This is a genomic window from Agromyces sp. NSFZ, from assembly GCF_056156205.1.
On the sequence record NZ_CM149585.1, the window covers coordinates 638,816 to 655,653 of the forward strand.

General features: G+C 71.4%; 17 protein-coding genes. 8 read left to right on the forward strand and 9 right to left on the reverse strand.

Going from position 1 to position 16,838, the window contains the following annotated elements:
* Positions 1-50: 50 nt before the first annotated feature.
* A complete protein-coding gene (locus ACVFI9_RS03065; RefSeq protein ID WP_474764573.1) occupies positions 51-1,184 on the forward strand; it encodes an NAD(P)/FAD-dependent oxidoreductase in 1,134 nt (377 codons plus the stop codon).
* Positions 1,185-1,292: 108 nt separating this feature from the next.
* Entirely contained in the window at positions 1,293-2,042 is a 750-nt protein-coding gene (locus ACVFI9_RS03070; protein WP_474764574.1) for a Pr6Pr family membrane protein, read from the forward strand.
* On the opposite strand, the gene ACVFI9_RS03075 is transcribed toward ACVFI9_RS03070, so the two are convergent.
* The 3 genes from ACVFI9_RS03075 to ACVFI9_RS03085 form a co-directional block, all read right to left on the reverse strand.
* A complete protein-coding gene (locus ACVFI9_RS03075; protein WP_474764575.1) occupies positions 1,939-3,423 on the reverse strand; it encodes a flavin monoamine oxidase family protein in 1,485 nt (494 codons plus the stop codon). The genes ACVFI9_RS03070 and ACVFI9_RS03075 overlap by 104 nt on opposite strands.
* 73 nt (positions 3,424-3,496) lie before the next feature.
* Complete coding sequence (locus ACVFI9_RS03080; RefSeq protein ID WP_474764576.1) at positions 3,497-4,906, reverse strand: aminotransferase class III-fold pyridoxal phosphate-dependent enzyme; 1,410 nt, start codon at positions 4,904-4,906, stop codon at positions 3,497-3,499.
* A 189-nt stretch (positions 4,907-5,095) separates the two neighbouring features.
* Positions 5,096-6,580 carry a CoA-acylating methylmalonate-semialdehyde dehydrogenase gene (locus ACVFI9_RS03085; protein ID WP_474764577.1) on the reverse strand — a complete coding sequence of 495 codons (1,485 nt, stop codon included), beginning with the start codon at positions 6,578-6,580 and terminating at the stop codon, positions 5,096-5,098.
* Between the two features lie 135 nt (positions 6,581-6,715).
* Here ACVFI9_RS03085 and ACVFI9_RS03090 point away from each other — a divergent pair, with 135 nt between their 5' ends.
* The 3 genes from ACVFI9_RS03090 (at position 6,716) to ACVFI9_RS03100 (ending at position 9,690) form a co-directional block, all read left to right on the forward strand.
* Complete coding sequence (locus ACVFI9_RS03090; RefSeq protein WP_474764578.1) at positions 6,716-8,377, forward strand: PucR family transcriptional regulator; 1,662 nt, start codon at positions 6,716-6,718, stop codon at positions 8,375-8,377.
* Between the two features lie 102 nt (positions 8,378-8,479).
* Positions 8,480-8,923, forward strand: coding sequence for a VOC family protein (locus ACVFI9_RS03095; protein ID WP_474764579.1), 444 nt, complete (start codon positions 8,480-8,482; stop codon positions 8,921-8,923).
* A gap of 11 nt (positions 8,924-8,934) precedes the next feature.
* On the forward strand, positions 8,935-9,690 hold the full coding sequence (locus ACVFI9_RS03100; protein WP_474764580.1) for a winged helix-turn-helix transcriptional regulator: 756 nt from the start codon (positions 8,935-8,937) through the stop codon (positions 9,688-9,690).
* A gap of 6 nt (positions 9,691-9,696) precedes the next feature.
* Here the strand turns inward: ACVFI9_RS03100 and ACVFI9_RS03105 are convergent, their stop codons facing one another.
* The 6 genes from ACVFI9_RS03105 to ACVFI9_RS03130 all read right to left on the reverse strand — a co-directional run bounded on the left by ACVFI9_RS03105 (position 9,697) and on the right by ACVFI9_RS03130 (position 14,615).
* Entirely contained in the window at positions 9,697-10,248 is a 552-nt protein-coding gene (locus ACVFI9_RS03105) for an MOSC domain-containing protein (protein WP_474764581.1), read from the reverse strand.
* A 27-nt stretch (positions 10,249-10,275) separates the two neighbouring features.
* The gene (locus tag ACVFI9_RS03110) at positions 10,276-10,635 is read right to left on the reverse strand and encodes a cupin domain-containing protein (protein WP_474764582.1); all 360 of its coding nucleotides are present in this window, start codon (positions 10,633-10,635) and stop codon (positions 10,276-10,278) included.
* A complete protein-coding gene (locus ACVFI9_RS03115; protein WP_474764583.1) occupies positions 10,632-12,080 on the reverse strand; it encodes an NAD(P)/FAD-dependent oxidoreductase in 1,449 nt (482 codons plus the stop codon). Before ACVFI9_RS03115 ends, ACVFI9_RS03110 begins: the two co-directional genes overlap by 4 nt.
* 199 nt (positions 12,081-12,279) lie before the next feature.
* The gene (locus ACVFI9_RS03120; protein ID WP_474764584.1) at positions 12,280-13,779 is read right to left on the reverse strand and encodes a helix-turn-helix domain-containing protein; all 1,500 of its coding nucleotides are present in this window, start codon (positions 13,777-13,779) and stop codon (positions 12,280-12,282) included.
* 135 nt (positions 13,780-13,914) lie between these two features.
* Positions 13,915-14,145 carry a hypothetical protein gene (locus tag ACVFI9_RS03125; protein WP_474764585.1) on the reverse strand — a complete coding sequence of 77 codons (231 nt, stop codon included), beginning with the start codon at positions 14,143-14,145 and terminating at the stop codon, positions 13,915-13,917.
* Positions 14,146-14,159: 14 nt separating this feature from the next.
* A complete protein-coding gene (locus tag ACVFI9_RS03130; protein WP_474764586.1) occupies positions 14,160-14,615 on the reverse strand; it encodes an LLM class flavin-dependent oxidoreductase in 456 nt (151 codons plus the stop codon).
* Between the two features lie 266 nt (positions 14,616-14,881).
* Here ACVFI9_RS03130 and ACVFI9_RS03135 point away from each other — a divergent pair, with 266 nt between their 5' ends.
* The 3 genes from ACVFI9_RS03135 to ACVFI9_RS03145 are packed head-to-tail and all read left to right on the forward strand — an operon-like array spanning position 14,882 to position 16,799.
* The gene (locus tag ACVFI9_RS03135; protein WP_474764587.1) at positions 14,882-15,781 is read left to right on the forward strand and encodes a hypothetical protein; all 900 of its coding nucleotides are present in this window, start codon (positions 14,882-14,884) and stop codon (positions 15,779-15,781) included.
* Positions 15,781-16,233, forward strand: coding sequence for a phage holin family protein (locus tag ACVFI9_RS03140; RefSeq protein WP_474764588.1), 453 nt, complete (start codon positions 15,781-15,783; stop codon positions 16,231-16,233). Before ACVFI9_RS03135 ends, ACVFI9_RS03140 begins: the two co-directional genes overlap by 1 nt.
* Positions 16,230-16,799: a DUF3618 domain-containing protein gene (locus ACVFI9_RS03145; protein WP_474764589.1), complete on the forward strand. Its 570-nt coding sequence runs from the start codon at positions 16,230-16,232 to the stop codon at positions 16,797-16,799. Before ACVFI9_RS03140 ends, ACVFI9_RS03145 begins: the two co-directional genes overlap by 4 nt.
* The last annotated feature ends 39 nt before the right edge of the window (positions 16,800-16,838 follow it).

Here is a 16,838-nt window from a genome sequence, read left to right on the forward strand (position 1 = left end):
GAGCGCGCGCGACGCTGGACGCCGGAACCGCCCCCGACGATCATGAGGGCATGACGACGAACATCCTGATCCTCGGTGCGGGGTTCGGCGGGCTCGAGCTCGCCCACGTCCTCTCCGAACAGTTGCCCGGTGCCGTCGAGGTGACGCTCGTCGACCAGAACGACGCGTTCTTCTTCGGCTTCTCGAAGCTCGACGTGCTCACCGGGCGTCGCGCACCCGACGAGATCCGTCTCCCGTACGCGAGCATCTCGAAGCCCGGAGTGGAGTTCCGGCGAGAGCGCGTGCTGGAGATCGACCCCGCCACGCGCCGTGTCGTCACCGACGGCGCGACCTACGATCCCGACCTCCTCGTCGTCGCGCTCGGCGCGGGCTACGACGTCGACGCGACGCCTGGGTTCACCGAGGGCGGCTTCGAGTTCTACACGGTCGAGGGCGCCGCGCGCCTGCGCGACGAGCTCGCGAGCTTCGATGGCGGCCGCGTCATGCTCGCGATCCTCTCGATCCCGTACAAGTGCCCGCCGGCGCCCTACGAGGGTGCGCTGCTGGTGCACGACGAACTCGTCGCCCGGGGCATCCGGGACACCAGTTCGATCCACGTCGTGACACCGCAGCCGGCGCCCATTCCCATCTCGGCGTCGGTGTCGGCCGCCGTCGAGCGAGCACTGGGAGAGCGCGACATCACGCTTACGAAGCAGCACCGCGTGCATGGGATCGACCCCGACGCGCGGGTCGCGCACCTCGCCGACCACGACGAACCGTACGACCTCTTCATCGGCATCCCCGCGCACCGCGTGCCCGACGTGCTCGTGGACTCCGGGCTCACCGAGAACGGGTGGGTCCCCGTCGACCGGGCCACGTTCGAGACGACGTTCCCGGGTGTCTGGGCCATCGGCGACTGCGTCGAGGTCGGGATGCCGAAGGCCGGCTCGTTCTCCGAGAGCGCGGCGCGCGCCGTCGCCTCGCAGATCGTGCGCCGGGTGCGCGGCGAGCGCGAGCTCGTGCGCGGCGGGGCGGGCACCTGCTTCATGGAGTTCGGGGGCGGCGAGGTCGGACGCATCGAGGTCGACTTCGGCGCGCCCGGCGGTCCGAGCGCGCAGCTGGTCGGCCCCTCCGTCGAGTTCGCGGCCGACAAGGCGCAGTTCGGTGCGGTCCGTCGCGCGCGCTGGTTCGGCCCGAGCGGCTGATCCGCTCCGCGGGCGGGCGTGTCCGAGCCGAGAGGATCAGGTCGCCTGCGCGCGTCACCGGCCCGTCCATCCCGTGGACTCGCGAAGGGCAGGGCGTAGCGTTGAGGCATGCCTGCTCGCAGCCCGGGAGACGTGCTCTGGGGCAGGCAGGCCAGACGCGCGCTCGGCGTGTTCCGGCTGGCCATCGCGGCGCTCGAGATCGTCGCGATCATCGGCAACTACCAGTACGTGCTCGGCTTCCGGTCGTTCGCGACCGCGAACTTCTTCAGCTACTTCACCGTGCAGTCGGCGTTCGCGGCCGTCGCGACGCTGCTGATCGCCGGCGCGTTCGCGCTGCTGCGGCCCAGCGACCCCGCATGGCTCGGCATCCTCCGCACCGTCGTGACGGTCTACGTGCTCGTGTCGGGCATCGTGTTCGGGCTCATCGTGGCGCAGGCCTCGACGCGCGACTACCGCGTCGAGGTGCCATGGTCGGACACCCTCCTGCACTTCGTGGTGCCCGGCCTCGCGGTGATCGCGTGGACGACCGACAGCGTGCTCGGGCTGAATCCGCGCGTACCGTGGTCGACCGTCGGCTGGGTCGTCGTCTACCCGTCCGTCTGGCTCGCGTACACCCTCGTGCGCGGCGCCGACGTGGGCTGGTATCCGTACTTCTTCCTCGACGAGGCCCAGGTCGACGGATTCGTCGGCGTCATCCTCTACTGCGCGCTCGTGCTCGCCATCTTCCTCGCACTGACCGCCGCGCTCGTCGCGCTCAACCGGCGGCTGTGGCGAAGGGCGCGAGGCCTGGCAGCACCGCCTTCCGGAAGTCCCCGTCGTTCAGCTGCTCCAGTCGCCGAGCCTGCTCGGCAGCGATGAGCCCGACGAGCACAGGTTCGTCGGTGCCGGACGCGACGCCGACGTCGATCCAGACGGCCACGGCCGGCACCGTGCCGACGGTGCTGAGGAAGACCGGAGGATCGATCGGCTCGTCGCCGGGCCGGGCGGTCGGGAGCGCCGGCTCCCGCCAGAACGCCGCGTCGAAGCGCAGGCGCACGGTATCCACCACACCCATGCCGAGCGTCGCGATCGCGCGCTGATGCATGAGCGGCAGCGCCGGCTCGAAGGCGATGGTGTCGGTCTGCAGCACGCCGAGCGGCACCGTGACGATCACCCGGTCGGTGGAGAGCGACTCGCCCGAGTCGAACCGGATGCCCACCCGCTCGTCGTCGTAGGCGATGCGCACGACGGCGCTCGCGAGCACGACCTCGAGGGGCTCGGCGAGCCCGTCGAGCCAGTCGGCGAGGGGTCCGGTGACGAAGGCTCCGGATGTCTCGACCCGGGCCGCGTCGAAGCGCTGCGCGGAGACACGTGTCGGCGCTGCCCCGGTGGCGGGTTCCACGCCGCTGGCGAGGGCATGGCGGAGCCAGTCCGCCGGCGTGGTGCCATCGCCGGAGGGCTCAGTGGGCAGTGGCAGCACGCCCGACGTGGCGAGCGCGGTCGCGAGCGAGACGTCCTCCGGCCTTCCCTGCGCCCACGCCTGCGCGGCGTCGATCGCCTGCCACCCGACATCCGACGGTTCGACGGCGGTGCCGTCGATCGTGCGAATGAGCGCTGAGCGCGTGACGGGTCGCACCTCGATGTCGGCTGCGGCGAGTTCGAGCTCGAGGCCGGCGTCCTCGCCGACGAACATGGCCCCGAACTCGGCCGTGCCGTCGCCTGCGGGGTCGTCGACGGTGTCGACCCGACCGCCGATGCGCTCCCTGGCCTCGAGCACCACGACCTCGTACCCGGCGTCGTGGAGCTCGCGGGCCGCGGTGAGCCCGGCGACGCCGGCGCCGATGACGGCGACGCGCTCACCGGGACTTCCCGGCCGCATGACGTGGGCGGCGGCGCGCAGGCCCGAATCGCGTGCCCCCTGCAGGGTGCCAGGGGCATCCGTCGAGCAGGCCTCGCCGGCGAACACGAGGCGATCGGTCACGGGCTCGCCGAGCGCCTCGCGGAGGTCGGGGGTGGACCCCACGGCGTCGAAGCTGAACGCCCCGCGCGCGAACGGATCGCCGGCCCACTTCGATCGTCGCATCGCGACGGGCTCGGGCACCCCGGGGATGGGCTTCGGCGTCGACGTGCGGGGCGGGGTCGGCGACGGCGTCGGCTCGGGCGGGAAGCAACTCGACAGGGCGAGGGCGGTCACGCCCGACAGCGATGCGGCGAGGAAGGTTCGCCGGGCCATGCCGCCGGACGCCGCCCGAGAGTCCATGGGACTCAGGCTAGCCGACGGCGTCCTGCGGTACGCGGGGGTCGAGGAGGGTCTCCCCTCGACCCCCGCGGGGTCAGGCGCCGACGTAGCCGTCGGCCACCGTGATCGCCTCGTCGATGATGTCGAGGCCACGCACCAGTTCGTCCTCGGTGATGACGAGCGGCGGTGCGAGGTGCATGCGGTTGAAGTGCGTGAACGGCCAGAGCCCCGCCTGCTTGCAGGCGGCGGCCAGGGCGCTCATGGGCGCGGCATCCGCCCCGCTCGCATTGAACGGCACGAGCGGTTCGCGGGTCTCGGCGTCCTTCACGAACTCGATGGCCCAGAAGAGGCCGAGGCCGCGCACGTCGCCGATCGACGGGTGCCGCTCGGCCATCGAGCGCAGGCGCGGCTCGACGACGCGTGAACCGAGGTCGCGCACGTGCTCGAGGATGCCGTCGCGCTCGAACACCTCGAACGTCGCGACGCCGGCGGCGCAGGCGAGCGGATGTCCCGAGTACGTGAGTCCGCCCGCGAACGCGACCGTGTCGAAGTGCGACGCGATGCGCTGCGAGATCACGACGCCGCCGAGCGGCACGTAGCCCGAGTTCACGCCCTTCGCGAAGGTGATGAGGTCGGGCACGACGCCGAAGTGGTTCACCGCGAACCACTCGCCGACGCGGCCGAAGCCGACCATGACCTCGTCGGCGATGTAGACGATGCCGTACCGGTCGCAGAGCTCGCGCACGCCCTGCAGGTAGCCGGCCGGCGGCACGAGGACGCCGTTGGTGCCGACGACGGTCTCGATGATGATCGCCGCGACGGTGTTCGCGCCCTCGAGCGTGATGAGCTGCTCGAGGTGCGCGAGCGCGCGCCGGGTCTCCTCCGCCTCGTCCGCCGCGTGGAACGACGACCGGTACGGGTACGGCCCGAGGAAGTGCACGACGCTGCCGTCGCTCGGCTCGTTCGCCCAGCGGCGGGGGTCGCCTGTCAGCGAGATCGCGGTCGCGGTGCCGCCGTGGTAGCTCCGGTACATCGAGAGCACCTTGCGCCGGCCGGTGACGGCGCGCGCCATGCGCACGGCGTGCTCGTTGGCGTCCGCGCCACCGTTGGTGAAGAACACCTTGTCGAGGTCGCCTGGCGCGACCTCGGCGATGCGGCGGGCGAGCTCGCCGCGCACGTCGTTCGCCATCGAGGGCTGGATCGTGGCGAGCCGCCCCGCCTGCTGCTGGATCGCGGCGACGAGGTCGGGGTGCTGGTGCCCGAGGTTGAGGTTCACGAGCTGGCTCGAGAAGTCGAGGTACGCGTTGCCCTGGTAGTCCCAGAACGTCGAGCCCTCACCGGCGGCGACGGGCAGCGGGTCGATGAGGGCCTGCGCGCTCCACGAGTGGAACACGTGCCCCCGGTCGTCGGCGCGCACCTGGGCGTCGGCGGCGGGGTCGGGAAGCGGATGGCGCGTGCCGTGCCGGTCGACGTACGTCGCGGTCGCGGTGATCGTGTCGGTCATCTTTGGTCTCCGTCTCAGTGGTCAGAATTCAGGAATGATGGCTCGAACTCGCCGGAACGGCCGATCGGAATTCAGGAAGGCGAGGGCGGGCAGATGCCGCGGGGCGCGCGAAATCGTGCGTGACCCGCGACATCCGCCCACCTGTTCCTGAATTCCGACTGGCCCCGTTCCTGAATTCGGGACCGATGGTCAGTGGTTCGACGGGAAGCCGAGGTTGATCTGCGACTCGGACGCGTTCGGCCAGCGGCTCGTGACGACCTTGGACCGCGTGTAGAAGTGCACCGACTCGGGGCCGTAGATGTGCGAGTCGCCGAACAGCGAGTTCTTCCAGCCGCCGAACGAGTACGCACCGATCGGCACGGGGATCGGCACGTTGACGCCGACCATGCCGACCTCGATGTCGAACTCGAACTGGCGGGCCGTGCCGCCGTCGCGCGTGAAGATCGCGACGCCGTTCGCGAAGCGGTTCGCGTTGATGAGCTCGACCGCCTCGTCGTAGGTCTCGACGCGCACGACCGAGAGCACGGGCCCGAAGATCTCGTCCTCGTACACCTTCATGCCGGGCTTCACGTGGTCGACGAGCGAGACGCCGACGAAGAATCCGTCGCCCTCGAACTGCTGCTGCGTGCCGTCGACCACGACCGTGGCCCCCTCGGCGCCCGCACCGGCGACGTACGAGGCGACCTTGTCGCGGTGCTCACGCGTGATGAGCGGGCCCATCTCGCTGGAGGCATCCGTGCCGTCACCGATCTTCAGCGCGCCCATGCGCGAGCGCACCGCCTCGACGAGCCCGTCGGCGACATCGCCGACCGCGACGAGCACCGACACCGCCATGCAACGCTCACCCGCCGAACCGTAGGCGGCCGAGACGGCGGCGTCGGCCGCGCTCTGGAGGTCGGCGTCGGGCATGACGACCATGTGGTTCTTCGCGCCGCCGAGGGCCTGCACGCGCTTGCCGTTCGCCGAGGCGCGCTCGTAGATCGACTTCGCGATCGGGGTCGAGCCCACGAACGAGATCGCCCGTACGTCGGGGGAGTCGAGGATGGTGTCGACCGCGACCTTGTCGCCGTGCACGACGTTGAGGACGCCGTCGGGCAGGCCCGCCTCCTGGAACAGCTTCGCGAGGAACACCGACGCGCTCGGGTCCTTCTCCGACGGCTTCAGCACCACGGTGTTGCCGCAGGCGATGGCGGATGCCACCATCCAGAGCGGAACCATGACGGGGAAGTTGAACGGGGTGATCGCCCCGACCACGCCGACGGGCTGCTTCACCGAGTGCACGTCGACCCCGCGGGCGACCTGCTCGGAGTGCTCGCCCTTCAGCAGGTGCACGAGACCCGCGGCGAACTCGACGTTCTCGATGCCCCGCGAGATCTCGCCCGCGGCATCCGACAGCACCTTTCCGTGCTCGCTCGTGAGGATCGCGGCGAGCTCGCCCTGGCGCTCGACGAGCAGGTGACGCAACCTGAAGAACACGTCGGCGCGCTTCACGAGGCCGGTCGCGCGCCATCCGGGAAGAGCGGCCTTCGCGGCGGCGATGGCCTGCTCGACCTCGCCGACGGACGCGAACGCGACCTCGTGCTGCTGCACACCGGTGGCGGGGTTGTAGACAGGGCCCGTGCGCTCGGCGTCGGCGACATCCTGACCGGCGATGAAGTGTCGGATGAGACTCATTGGGGGGTTCCTTCCCGGCGCACCGGACAGATTGCCCGGGTGCGTCGTCTAAGCTGGTGCTCCCAGCATTGCAGAGGCAGAGAGGCCCGCCCGATGGCAGACCGTCGCGAAGACGAGGCGATCCGAACAGACCGTATGGCAGGCCGCACCGGGCTCTCCGTGGCCGACGACGGCCTGCCCACCGTGCGCGAGATCCTCACCCTCGACGCGGTCGCGCACGGCGTGCCGGAGGTGCTCTCGGGCGACGAGGCCCTCGAGGCCCGGGTGCGCTGGGTGCACGTCTCCGACAGCGCCGGCGTGGCGCGGCTCCTCAACGGCGGCGAATTGCTGCTCTCGACCGGATCGGGCTGGCCCACCGAGCCTGCGGAGCTCGAGGCCTTCGTCGGCGGGCTCGTGGAAGCGGGCCTGTCGGGTCTCGTGCTGGAGCTCGGCGCGCACTACCGGTACGTGCCCGGCGTGGTCGAGTCCGCGGCACGCGCGCGGGGCCTCGCGCTCATCGCCCTGCATCGCGAGGTGAAGTTCGTCGCGCTCACCGAGGCCGTGCACAGCCGCATCATCTCGGAGCAGACGGCCGCGCTCCGCGCCCGAGACGAGGTGCGCGAGCGCTTCACGGCGCTCAGCCTCCGCGGCTCGCCCGCCGACTTCATCGTGGAGCAGCTCGCCCAGACGCTCGGCGCCGGCGTGGTGCTCGAGAACCTCGCCCACGAGGTCGTCGCCGCGGACGTGCCGCCCGCCGCCGAGGAGGAGCTGTTCGCGAACTGGGAGTCGCGCTCGCGTCGGGCCCACCGGCGCGACGCCGCGCGGCGAGGCGATGCGGATCGCCGCCGTCAGGGGGTCGCGGGCGCGGCCGACGACTGGCTCGTCGTGCCCGTCGAGGCGCGCGGCATCCGTTGGGGGCACCTCATCGCGCTGCCGGGCCCCGTGCATCCCGCCGGCCGCACGGGGGTGCTCGAGCAGGGGGCGATCGCGCTGGCGCTCGGGCGCCTCGCCGACGGCGAGCATGACGAATGGGTGCGCATCGGGCGGCAGCGGCTCGTCGACGGGCTGCTCGAGGGGCGGTTCACCGGCCTGGGCGGGGCGACCGCTCGCCTCGAGGCCGCCGGCCTCCCCGTCGACGGGGCGCGACTGTACGGACTCGTCGCCACGGGCGCGACGATCACGAGCGGGTCGGCGGATGCCGCGGCGCGCGCGCTCGGCGGACGTGCGATCGATGCCGTGGCACCCGACTCCGTCGCGCTGCCCCGCGCGCGCGTCATGCTGCTGTCGCTGCCCGGCGAGCCCGGCGAGCTCGGCGACACGCAGGCGAACGTGCTCGCCTCGGCCCTCGTCGGCGGCGACGCGGCGTCCCGCGATCGGCTCGTCCTCTCGATCGGCACGCCGGCCGAGGGCCTCGACGAGCTGCTCGGGTCGGTGCTCGAGGCGATCGACCTCGCCCGCGGCGCACGGGCGCCGGGTCAGCGGGGCCTCGAGGTGCGCCGGGCGGACGGCCACCCACTCATCCGGCTCGTCGCCTCGCTGCGCGACGATCATCGGCTGCTGCGCCACAGCGAGCGCATGCTCGCACCGCTCATCGAGTACGACCTCGCGCGCGGCGGCGACCTGCTGAACGTGCTCGGCGCCGTGGTCGCGCACCCGGGCAATCGCACGGCCGCGGCCGCCGCGAGCCACCTCTCGCGCTCGGTGTTCTACCAGCGGCTGGCGCTCATCGGCGACCTGCTCGGGGTCGACCTCGACGACGGTGAGGCGCTCACGGGGTTGCACCTGGCGCTGCTGGTGCGGCGGAGCGCACGACGCTGACCGGCCGGCGCGAGTCATCTTTTACTTGCTATTGACAAGTGTACTTGCAAAGAGCAAGCTAACGATCGAACCGAATCCATCCTTTCGAACGGAGCAGTGCACATGTCCACCAACATCTTCGTGAACCTGCCGTCGAGCGACCTCGAGCGGTCCAAGGCCTTCTACACCTCGCTCGGATTCACCATCAACCCGAACTTCACCGACGAGAACGCCGCGTGCGTCGTGCTCAGCGACACCATCTACTTCATGGTGCTGACCCGCGAGTACCTGTCGACGTTCACCGACAAGCAGATCATCGACCCGAAGACCCAGGCGCAGGTGTCGATCGCGCTGACCCGGGACTCCCGCGAAGACGTCGACGACGTGCTCGCGAAGGGGCTCGCGGCCGGCGGCAGCGAGCCGCGCCCGGCGCAGGACTACGGGTTCATGTACTCGCGCGACCTCGACGACCCCGACGGCAACAACCTGTCGTTCCTCTTCATGGAGCCCGCCGCCGCCGAGATGGGGCCTGAGGCGTACATGGCCAGCCAGTCGACCAACGCCTGACGGCAGTCCGCATGGCCACGCGCGCAGCACGCGGCTTCGGGCAGTACAGCGGTACGGCTCGGGCGCTCGAGCGGGTCGGCGAACGATGGGCGCTGCTCATCGTTCGCGACCTGCTCGCCGGCCCCCGCCGCTACAGCGACCTGAAGTCCGGTCTGTCGCGCATACCCACCAACATCCTGAGCGACCGGCTCAAGGAGTTGCAGGAGGCCGGCGTGCTGCGGCGCGTGCCCACCGTGCGCGGCGGATACGAGCTCACCCCCCTCGGCCGCGAGCTCGCTCCCGTGATCGACGCACTCGAGCGTTGGGGCTGGTCGGTGCTCGGCGACGCCGCCGAAGGCGAGCAGGTCACGCACGACGCGATCGCCGCGGCGCTGCGGGCCGCATTCCGGCCGGATGCCGCAGTCGGCATGCCCGCGACCGAGTACGTGCTGCACGTCGCCGGGGTCTCGGTCTCGGCGATCGTCTCCGGGCGAGCGCTCGACATCGCTCCCGTCGGGCCCGGTGCCCTCCCGCAACCTCGCCGCGCCCTCCCCGACGTCGCACGCGAGGCCGTGCTCGAGCTCGCCGTCTCGCCGCCGGGGTTCCGCGACCTCGTCGCGGGCGTACGCGGGGCCGTCTCGGTGAAGGGAGCTCCCGCCGGCGTCGCCATCCTCGACGGGGGCAGCGCGCTGCTGGCACGTTTCCGGCTGACGTTCCGCATCGATCCCATCGACCCGTCCGACGCCCGGACGGCGGGCGGCGCGGCGGATGAGGCATCCGTCGCCTGACGACGTTCAGACCCGTTCGAGCGGTTCGTGCGGCTCGGGCGGCACGGTGACGGTCAGCTCGTCGCCGGGACGCACGCGGCCGTCGCGCACGACGATCGCCATGACGCCGGCGAGCCGCTCGACCACGCCGTTCCTGCGGCGTATGAGGCGCTTCATGAGCCCCGGATGCCAGGCATCGAGCTGCTTGCACGGGTTGCGCAGTCCGGTCAGCTCCACCTCGGCCTCGTCGCCCAGCCGGATGCGCGTGCCCCGAGGCAGGGCCAGGAGGTCGACGCCCATGGTGGTGATGTTCTCGCCGAGGTCGCCGGGCGTGACGTCGAAGCCGTCGGCCGCGAGATCGTCGAAGAGCTCGCGCTGGATGAGATGCACCTGGCGCAGGTTGGGCAGCGTCTCGGTCGGCTTGTAGCGGACCCGCCGGATCATGGTCGGCCCGGCGTGCGCGTCGCCCTCGACGCCGTGACCCGCGATCAGCGTGATGTCGTCCCGCAGCGGTTTCGAGAAACGGTGCGCCTCGTCGCGGGCGACCGCGACGACGGCGGGCCCGGCTGCGGGAGTCACGAGAGCGTCACGAGCGTCATGTGAGCGTCATGGCGACACGTACACCTTGCGAAGCGTCCTACGCACGGTCCACACCGTGCGCATGCCCGACTCGAGGCGCACGACCGAGCCTGGCGCGAGGATGATCGGGTCGGCCACCGGATGCTCGAACTCCACGGTCGCGGCACCCGCGAGCACGACGAACACCTCGTCGGCCTCCACGTCGCGCATGGCGCCGACCGACATCTCCCACACGCCCACCGTGCGGCCGTCGGACTCGTCGAGCACCAGGTGGCCGGTCGTCGGCGTTCCCGCGACGACCTGCTCGGGTTCGACCGCGACATGCTCGAGGGGCAGGGTCGCGGCATCCGTGTTGACGCCCGGGTGCAGGCGAGGTGCGTCGCTCATGAGTCGAACCCCAATCCGAGCGCGTCGAGGGTCTTCAGGAGCATGTTGCGCCTCCCCTGTTCATGGTCCGCGCGGTCGAGCGACCAACGCGTGGCGTTGATGCCGATGGCCGCCGCCGGTTCGGGCGGGAACGGCAGCGGGCGCTCGCGCACCATGCGCAGGCGCGTGCGCTCGTTGTCGCGCCGCTCGAGCCGGTCGAGCATGACCTCGGCGGCGAAGCGGGTCGCGGCGACGCCGAGGCCCGTGAAGCCCGACGCGTACGCGACCCGACCTTCACGGGCTGTGCCGAAGAACGCGCAGAACCGCGTGCTCGTGTCGATGGCGCCCGCCCACCGGTGCGTGAACCGCAGGCCCTCGAGCTGCGGGAACGTCGTGAAGAAGTGGCTCGCGAGCCGTTCGAACGACTCGGGCCGGCGCTCGTACTCGGCGCGCACCCGGCGGCCGTAGTGGTAGACGGCGTCGTAGCCGCCGAAGAGGATGCGGTTGTCGCGCGAGAGCCGGTAGTAGTGGAACTGGTTCGCGAGATCGCCGAGGCCCTGCCGGTTCGACCAGCCGATGGCACGCAGCTGCTCCTCGGAGAGCGGTTCCGTCATGAGGGCGTAGTCGTACACGGGCACCGTCATGAGGCGGTTGCGCTTCAGGAGGCTCGGGAACACGTTCGTGGCGAGCACCGCCCGCTGGGCGAGTACTCGCCCGCCCTCGGTGAGGAGCGTGACGGCGCCGGTCGAACCGGGCGTGTCGATGCGGCGCACGCGGGATCCCTCGTGGATCTCGACACCGAACTCCTCGGCGACGCGCGCGAGCTCGGCGGCGAGCTTCGCCGGATGCAGGAGCGCGCTCGTGCGCGTCTCCCACGCGGCGGCGAGGTACGTGGGCGAGTCGACCTCGGCGCGCACCTCGGCCTCGTCGAGGAACCGCACGGAGTCATCGCCTCGCGCCGCGGCATCCGCCAGCTGCTCGTGCAGCCACTCGACCTGGTGCGGTTCGACCGCGAGACTCAGCGAACCGTTGCGTTCGAACTCGAAGTCCATGCCGTACTCGGACTCGGATGCCTCGATCGCGTCGAGGTTCTCCATGCCGAGCCGGTCGAGCGTGTCCATCTCGTCGGGCCAGCGCGAGAGGCCGTTCTCGCGGCCGTGCGTCAGGCTCGCCTCGCAGAAGCCGCCGTTGCGTCCGGATGCCGCCCAGCCGATCGTCTTCGCCTCGAGGAGCACGACGAGCGCGTCGGGGTTGCGGCGCTTCTCGAGCACGGCCGTCCACAGGCCGGTGTAGCCGCCGCCCACGATCGCCAGGTCGGCGACGCGCTCGCCGGTGAGCGGGGGACGCGCGCGCTTCGTCTCGTCGGCGAGGTCGTCGAGCCAGAACACCCGCTGCTCGGTGCCGGCGAGCGAGTGCTCGACGACGGATGCCGGCGGCCGGCGCCGTTCGAAGACGGTGGTTCCCACAGCGGTGCTCCCCTGACGCGGTCGTGTCGTTCCATCCTCGCGCGCGGAGCGCGGCCGGCGCCAGCCGCGCGCTGTCTCGACATCCGTGCGCTCCCGGACGCGTTGCCCGGGGGCCGGAGTCGTCGCCGTCCGCGCCAGTTGGGCACGCACTGCGCCAGTTGAAGCGGCGCGCAGGGCGCCGAAGTGGCGCAGAGGCGGGTCAGCGTGGCGCGTGCGCCTCGAGGAATTGGTACACCTCGGTCTGGTCGACACCCGGGAACGTGCCCGTGGGCAGCGCCGCGAGCAGCGACGTCGGCGTGCGCGCGGCCGGCCACGAGGCATCCGCCCACTTCTGCGACAGCTCGTCGGGCGCACGGCGGCAGCACGACTCGTCGGGGCAGCGCGACACCGAGCGCCGCGTCGTCTCACGTCCTCGGAACCACTTCACGTGCTCGAACGGCACGCCCACCGAGACCGAGTACTCGCCCTCCTTGGCCTTCTCGATGCGCGCGGTGCACCAGAACGTGCCCGTCGACGTGTCGGTGTACTGCGAGTACGGCGAGAACCGGTCCTCGGCGTCGAACACCGTGCGCGCCGTCCACTGCCGGCACACCGTCGTGCCCTCGACCGCGCCGAGCGCGTCGCTCGGGAAGCGCACCCTGTCGTTCTCGTACGCCTTGATGATGGTGCCGGACTCGTGCACCTTCATGAAGTGCACGGGGATGTCGAGCCGCGCCGTCGCCAGGTTGGTGAACCGGTGCGCGGCGGTCTCGTACGACACCGCGAAGTGGTCGCGGAGCTCCTCCATGGAGATGCGGCGCAGGTTCTTCGCCTCGGTGAGGTAGCGCACGGCGGCCTGCTCGGGAAGCAGGATCGCGGCGGTGAGGTAGTTCGTCTCGACGCGCTGGCGCAGGAAGTCGCCGTAGTTGCGCGGTTCCTCATGCCCGAGCACGTGCGACGAGAGCGCCTGCAGGATGGGGGAGCGCGAGTCGCGCGACGGCGAGTTCTGGGTCGGCAGGTAGAGGCGTCCGTTGAGCTTGTCGGTCACGGTTCGCGTCGAGTGCGGCAGGTCGCCGACGTAGTGCAGCGAGAAGCCGAGGTGCGAGGCCATGTCGGCCACGAGCTGGTGCGAGACCGGGCCCCCTGTGTGACCGACGGCCTCGAGCAGCTCGGCGGCCTTCGCCTCGAGTTCGGGGTAGAAGTTGTCACGGGCGCGCATCTCGGCACGGAGCTCCGCGTTCGCGCGACGCGCCTCCTCGGGCGTCGCCGCGCGTTCGCGATGCAGGCGGTCGATCTCGTGGTGCAGGGCGAGGATCGTCTGCAGCGTCTGGTCGCTCATGCCCCGCGCGACGCGGAACGGCTCGAGTCCGAGCGCGGCGAAGACCGGGCCTCGCTGCGCGCGCTCGACCGCGATCTCGAGGGCGGCGCGTTCCGACGGGGCATCCGCTCGCAGCAGATCGTCGACGGTGGTGCCGAGTGCGAGCGCGATGGTGCGGAGCATCGAGAGGCGCGGCTCGCGCTTGCCGTTCTCGATGGCCGAGACCTGCGACGGGGCGCGGTCGATGGCGGCGGCGAGCTCGCCGAGGGTCATGCCGACGGCCGTGCGGCGCTCGCGGATGCGCCGGCCGAGCGTGAGGGCGTCGACCTCGTCGGCGTCGCCGGCGGGCTCGCCGACGACGGCGCCGAGCGTCGTGCGAGTGATCGGATCCGCGATGACCATGTTTCGATGGTCACACGGGCGAGTGGATGCCGCAAACCGAAGAACTGCGAAAGTTCTGCGAGCTGCGGCATCCGAGGCCCGAGATTGCCGTGGACTCGTGCCCGGCGCGGTGAAGGAACCCCGAAGTTCCGAGGATCAGCGTTCGAGCGCGGGCTTCAGCTCTCGGGCGAAGAAGTCCATGAAGCCGTCGGGGTCGGGTCCGTTGTTCGCGAGCACGACGTGGTCGTAGCCGACGTCCTGGTACTCGCGGATGGCGCCCAGGTGCCTGGCCGTGTCGGGCCCGCACGGCATCTGCGCCGCGACGTCCTCCTTGCGCACGAACGCCGCGGAGGCCTCGAAGTTGACGGGGTTGGGCAGTTCGCTCATCACCTTCCAGCCGGTCAGCGACCATCGGCTCGACTCGAACGCCGCGTCGATGGCGGATGCCTCGTCCTCGGCCCAGGCGAGTCCGACCTCGCCGTACGCGGGACCGTCCCCGCCCGCGCCGTGATGGGCCCCGAACAGCTCGGCCTTCGGCTCGGTGCCGAACAGGCCGTCGCCGAGCTCGGCGGCGAGCTTCGCGGCATCCGGCCCGCGGCCGCCTGGGCGATGATCGCCGGGTGGTACCTGATCGTGGGGCAGGTCACCCCCGTCACGAGCCCGATCGTCCCGGTGCTCGCGGCGATCGCGCCGAGCACGGTCCAGGCGAACGGCGAATGCCCCTGCGAGTCGAGCCGGGGATGGTAATGGTCGCTGAGGTCGACGAAGTCGAATCCGGATGCCTCGGCGAGCTTCGCCTGTCGCACCAGTTCGATGGGACCGAAGCCCTCCGACGAGAGCTTGTATCCGTAGCGCATCGGTCCCCCTCCAACGCATCGAAGCGAGATGCCGCATGCGAAGGCGTGAAGGCGGTTGACCCCTCGCGATCCCGGCGTCAGAATGCGGCGCCCAAGGAATCGACGCCATATGTCGGCCGCGCGGGCGCCTCGCGCTCGCGGTTATACGCCACGCTTCGCCAGCCCGCAAGTCCCTACTCGGGGCGGCATCACCGTGCCTACCGTAGGGGCTCCGCGGGGCGCTTCGGCGCCCCTGCACGGACCACGATAGGAAGCGAGTCCACGAGATGACGAACAGCACACCATCTGGACTGCCCGGCGCCTCGGGCGACACGTACGGTGGAACGACGGGTGCCCGAGACACGTACGGCACGACCGGCACAGGCGACACGTACACCGGCACGACCGGCACCGGCGACACGTACACCGGCACGACCGGCACGGGCAGCACCTACGGCACGACGGGCGGCACGCACCCTCCCGTGAAGGACGAGGCCAAGTCACTGGCGCACGAAGCCGGTGAAGAGGGCCGCCGCGTCGCCGGCGTCGCGAAGGGCGAGACCAAGGCGGTCGCCTCTGAGACCAAGCGGCAGGCTCGCCGCCTCGCTCACGAAGCTCGCGAGGAGCTGCGATCGCAGGCCGCCACGCAGCAGGCGCGCGTCGCGAGCGGGCTCCACGGCGTCAGCGGACAGCTCTCGAGCATGGCCGATCGATCCGACCAGCCCGGCATGGCCGGCGATCTCGTTCGCGAGGCCGGCGACCGTGTCGATCGGGTCGCCTCCTGGCTCGACCAGCGGGACCCGGGTTCTCTCCTCCTCGAGGTGAAGACGTTCGCGCGTCGACGTCCGGGCGTGTTCCTCGCCGTCGCCCTCGGTGCCGGCGTGGTCGTGGGGCGACTCGGCCGAGCGCTCCTCACGCCGGACGACGACGAGGATGCCACGGCCTACGGCACTCCCACCACCAGGGGCACGCGCCCGACCACCGTCGCGCCCGACCTGACGCCGGCTGAGGCCACGGGCCTCGGCACCCCGGTGGGTGCGGGCGCGACGGGCACCGTCGGCGCGACCGGCACGGCCGGCGCGACCGCCTGGACGGACCCGACCGCCGGGACCGACCCGGACCTGTACACCGAGACGCCGATCGTCGAGGACACCTGGTCGCCCGACGACCGGAGAGGCGGGTTCTGATGACCAGCGATCCCACGCTCGGCGCGCCCCGCCATGCCGAGGACCTGCCGACTCCGTCGGAGCGGCAGGCGGCGAACACGTCGCTCGGCGACCTGCTCGCCGAGGTGAGCCGTGACGTCTCGACGCTCATGCGTCAGGAGGTCGAGCTCGCGAAGGCCGAGATCCGCCAGTCCGCGACGCGGGCCGGCAAGGGGGCGGGGATGTACGGCGGCGCCGGCGTCGCCGGCTGGTTCACGCTGCTCTTCCTCTCGATCGCCCTCTGGTGGGCACTCGGGTACGTCATGGGCAACGCCTGGTCGGCGGTGCTCGTCGCCGCCATCTGGGCGATCGTCGCCGTCGTGCTCTTCATCGTCGGCAAGAAGGAGTTCGACGAGGTGCGCGGCATGCCCGACACCGTCGAGAGCGTGAAGAAGATCCCGGAAGCACTGAAGAGGAATGAGGAGAACCGATGACCGACCCAGATGTGATCCGCGACGACATCGAGCGGACGCGGCGTGAGCTCGGCCAGGACGTCGATGCGCTCGCCGACAAGGTGAACCCGGCCAAGGCCGCACAGCGGCAGACCGACAAGGTGAAGCGGGCCTTCGCTCGACTCACCGACCGCGTGATGGGCACGGCGAGCGACGTCGCGGACTCGACCCAGAGCGCTGTCGGGCACGCCGGCGAGGCGGTGGCCGAAGCGCCCCGCAAGGTGGTGCGCGGAACCGAGGGCAACCCGGTCGCCGCCGGCCTCATCGCCTTCGGCGTCGGCCTGCTCGCGGCGTCGCTCATCCCGGCGTCCCGCAAGGAGCAGGAGGCCGCCGAGAAGGTGAAGCAGGCCGCCGCGCCACTCGTCGACGAGGCGAAGGACGTGGCGATGGAATCCGCCGACCACCTCCGTGAACCGGCCCGCGAGGCGGTCGACGCCGTGAAGAGCCGTGCGACCGAGGCGGTCGACACCGTCAAGGCCGAGGGGGCCGACGCGGCGTCCACCGTGTCATCGGACGCGAAGCACGCGGCCGAGCGCCACACGAGCTGAGTGGAACCCGGATGCCCCGCCCGCACGCGCGGGCGGGGC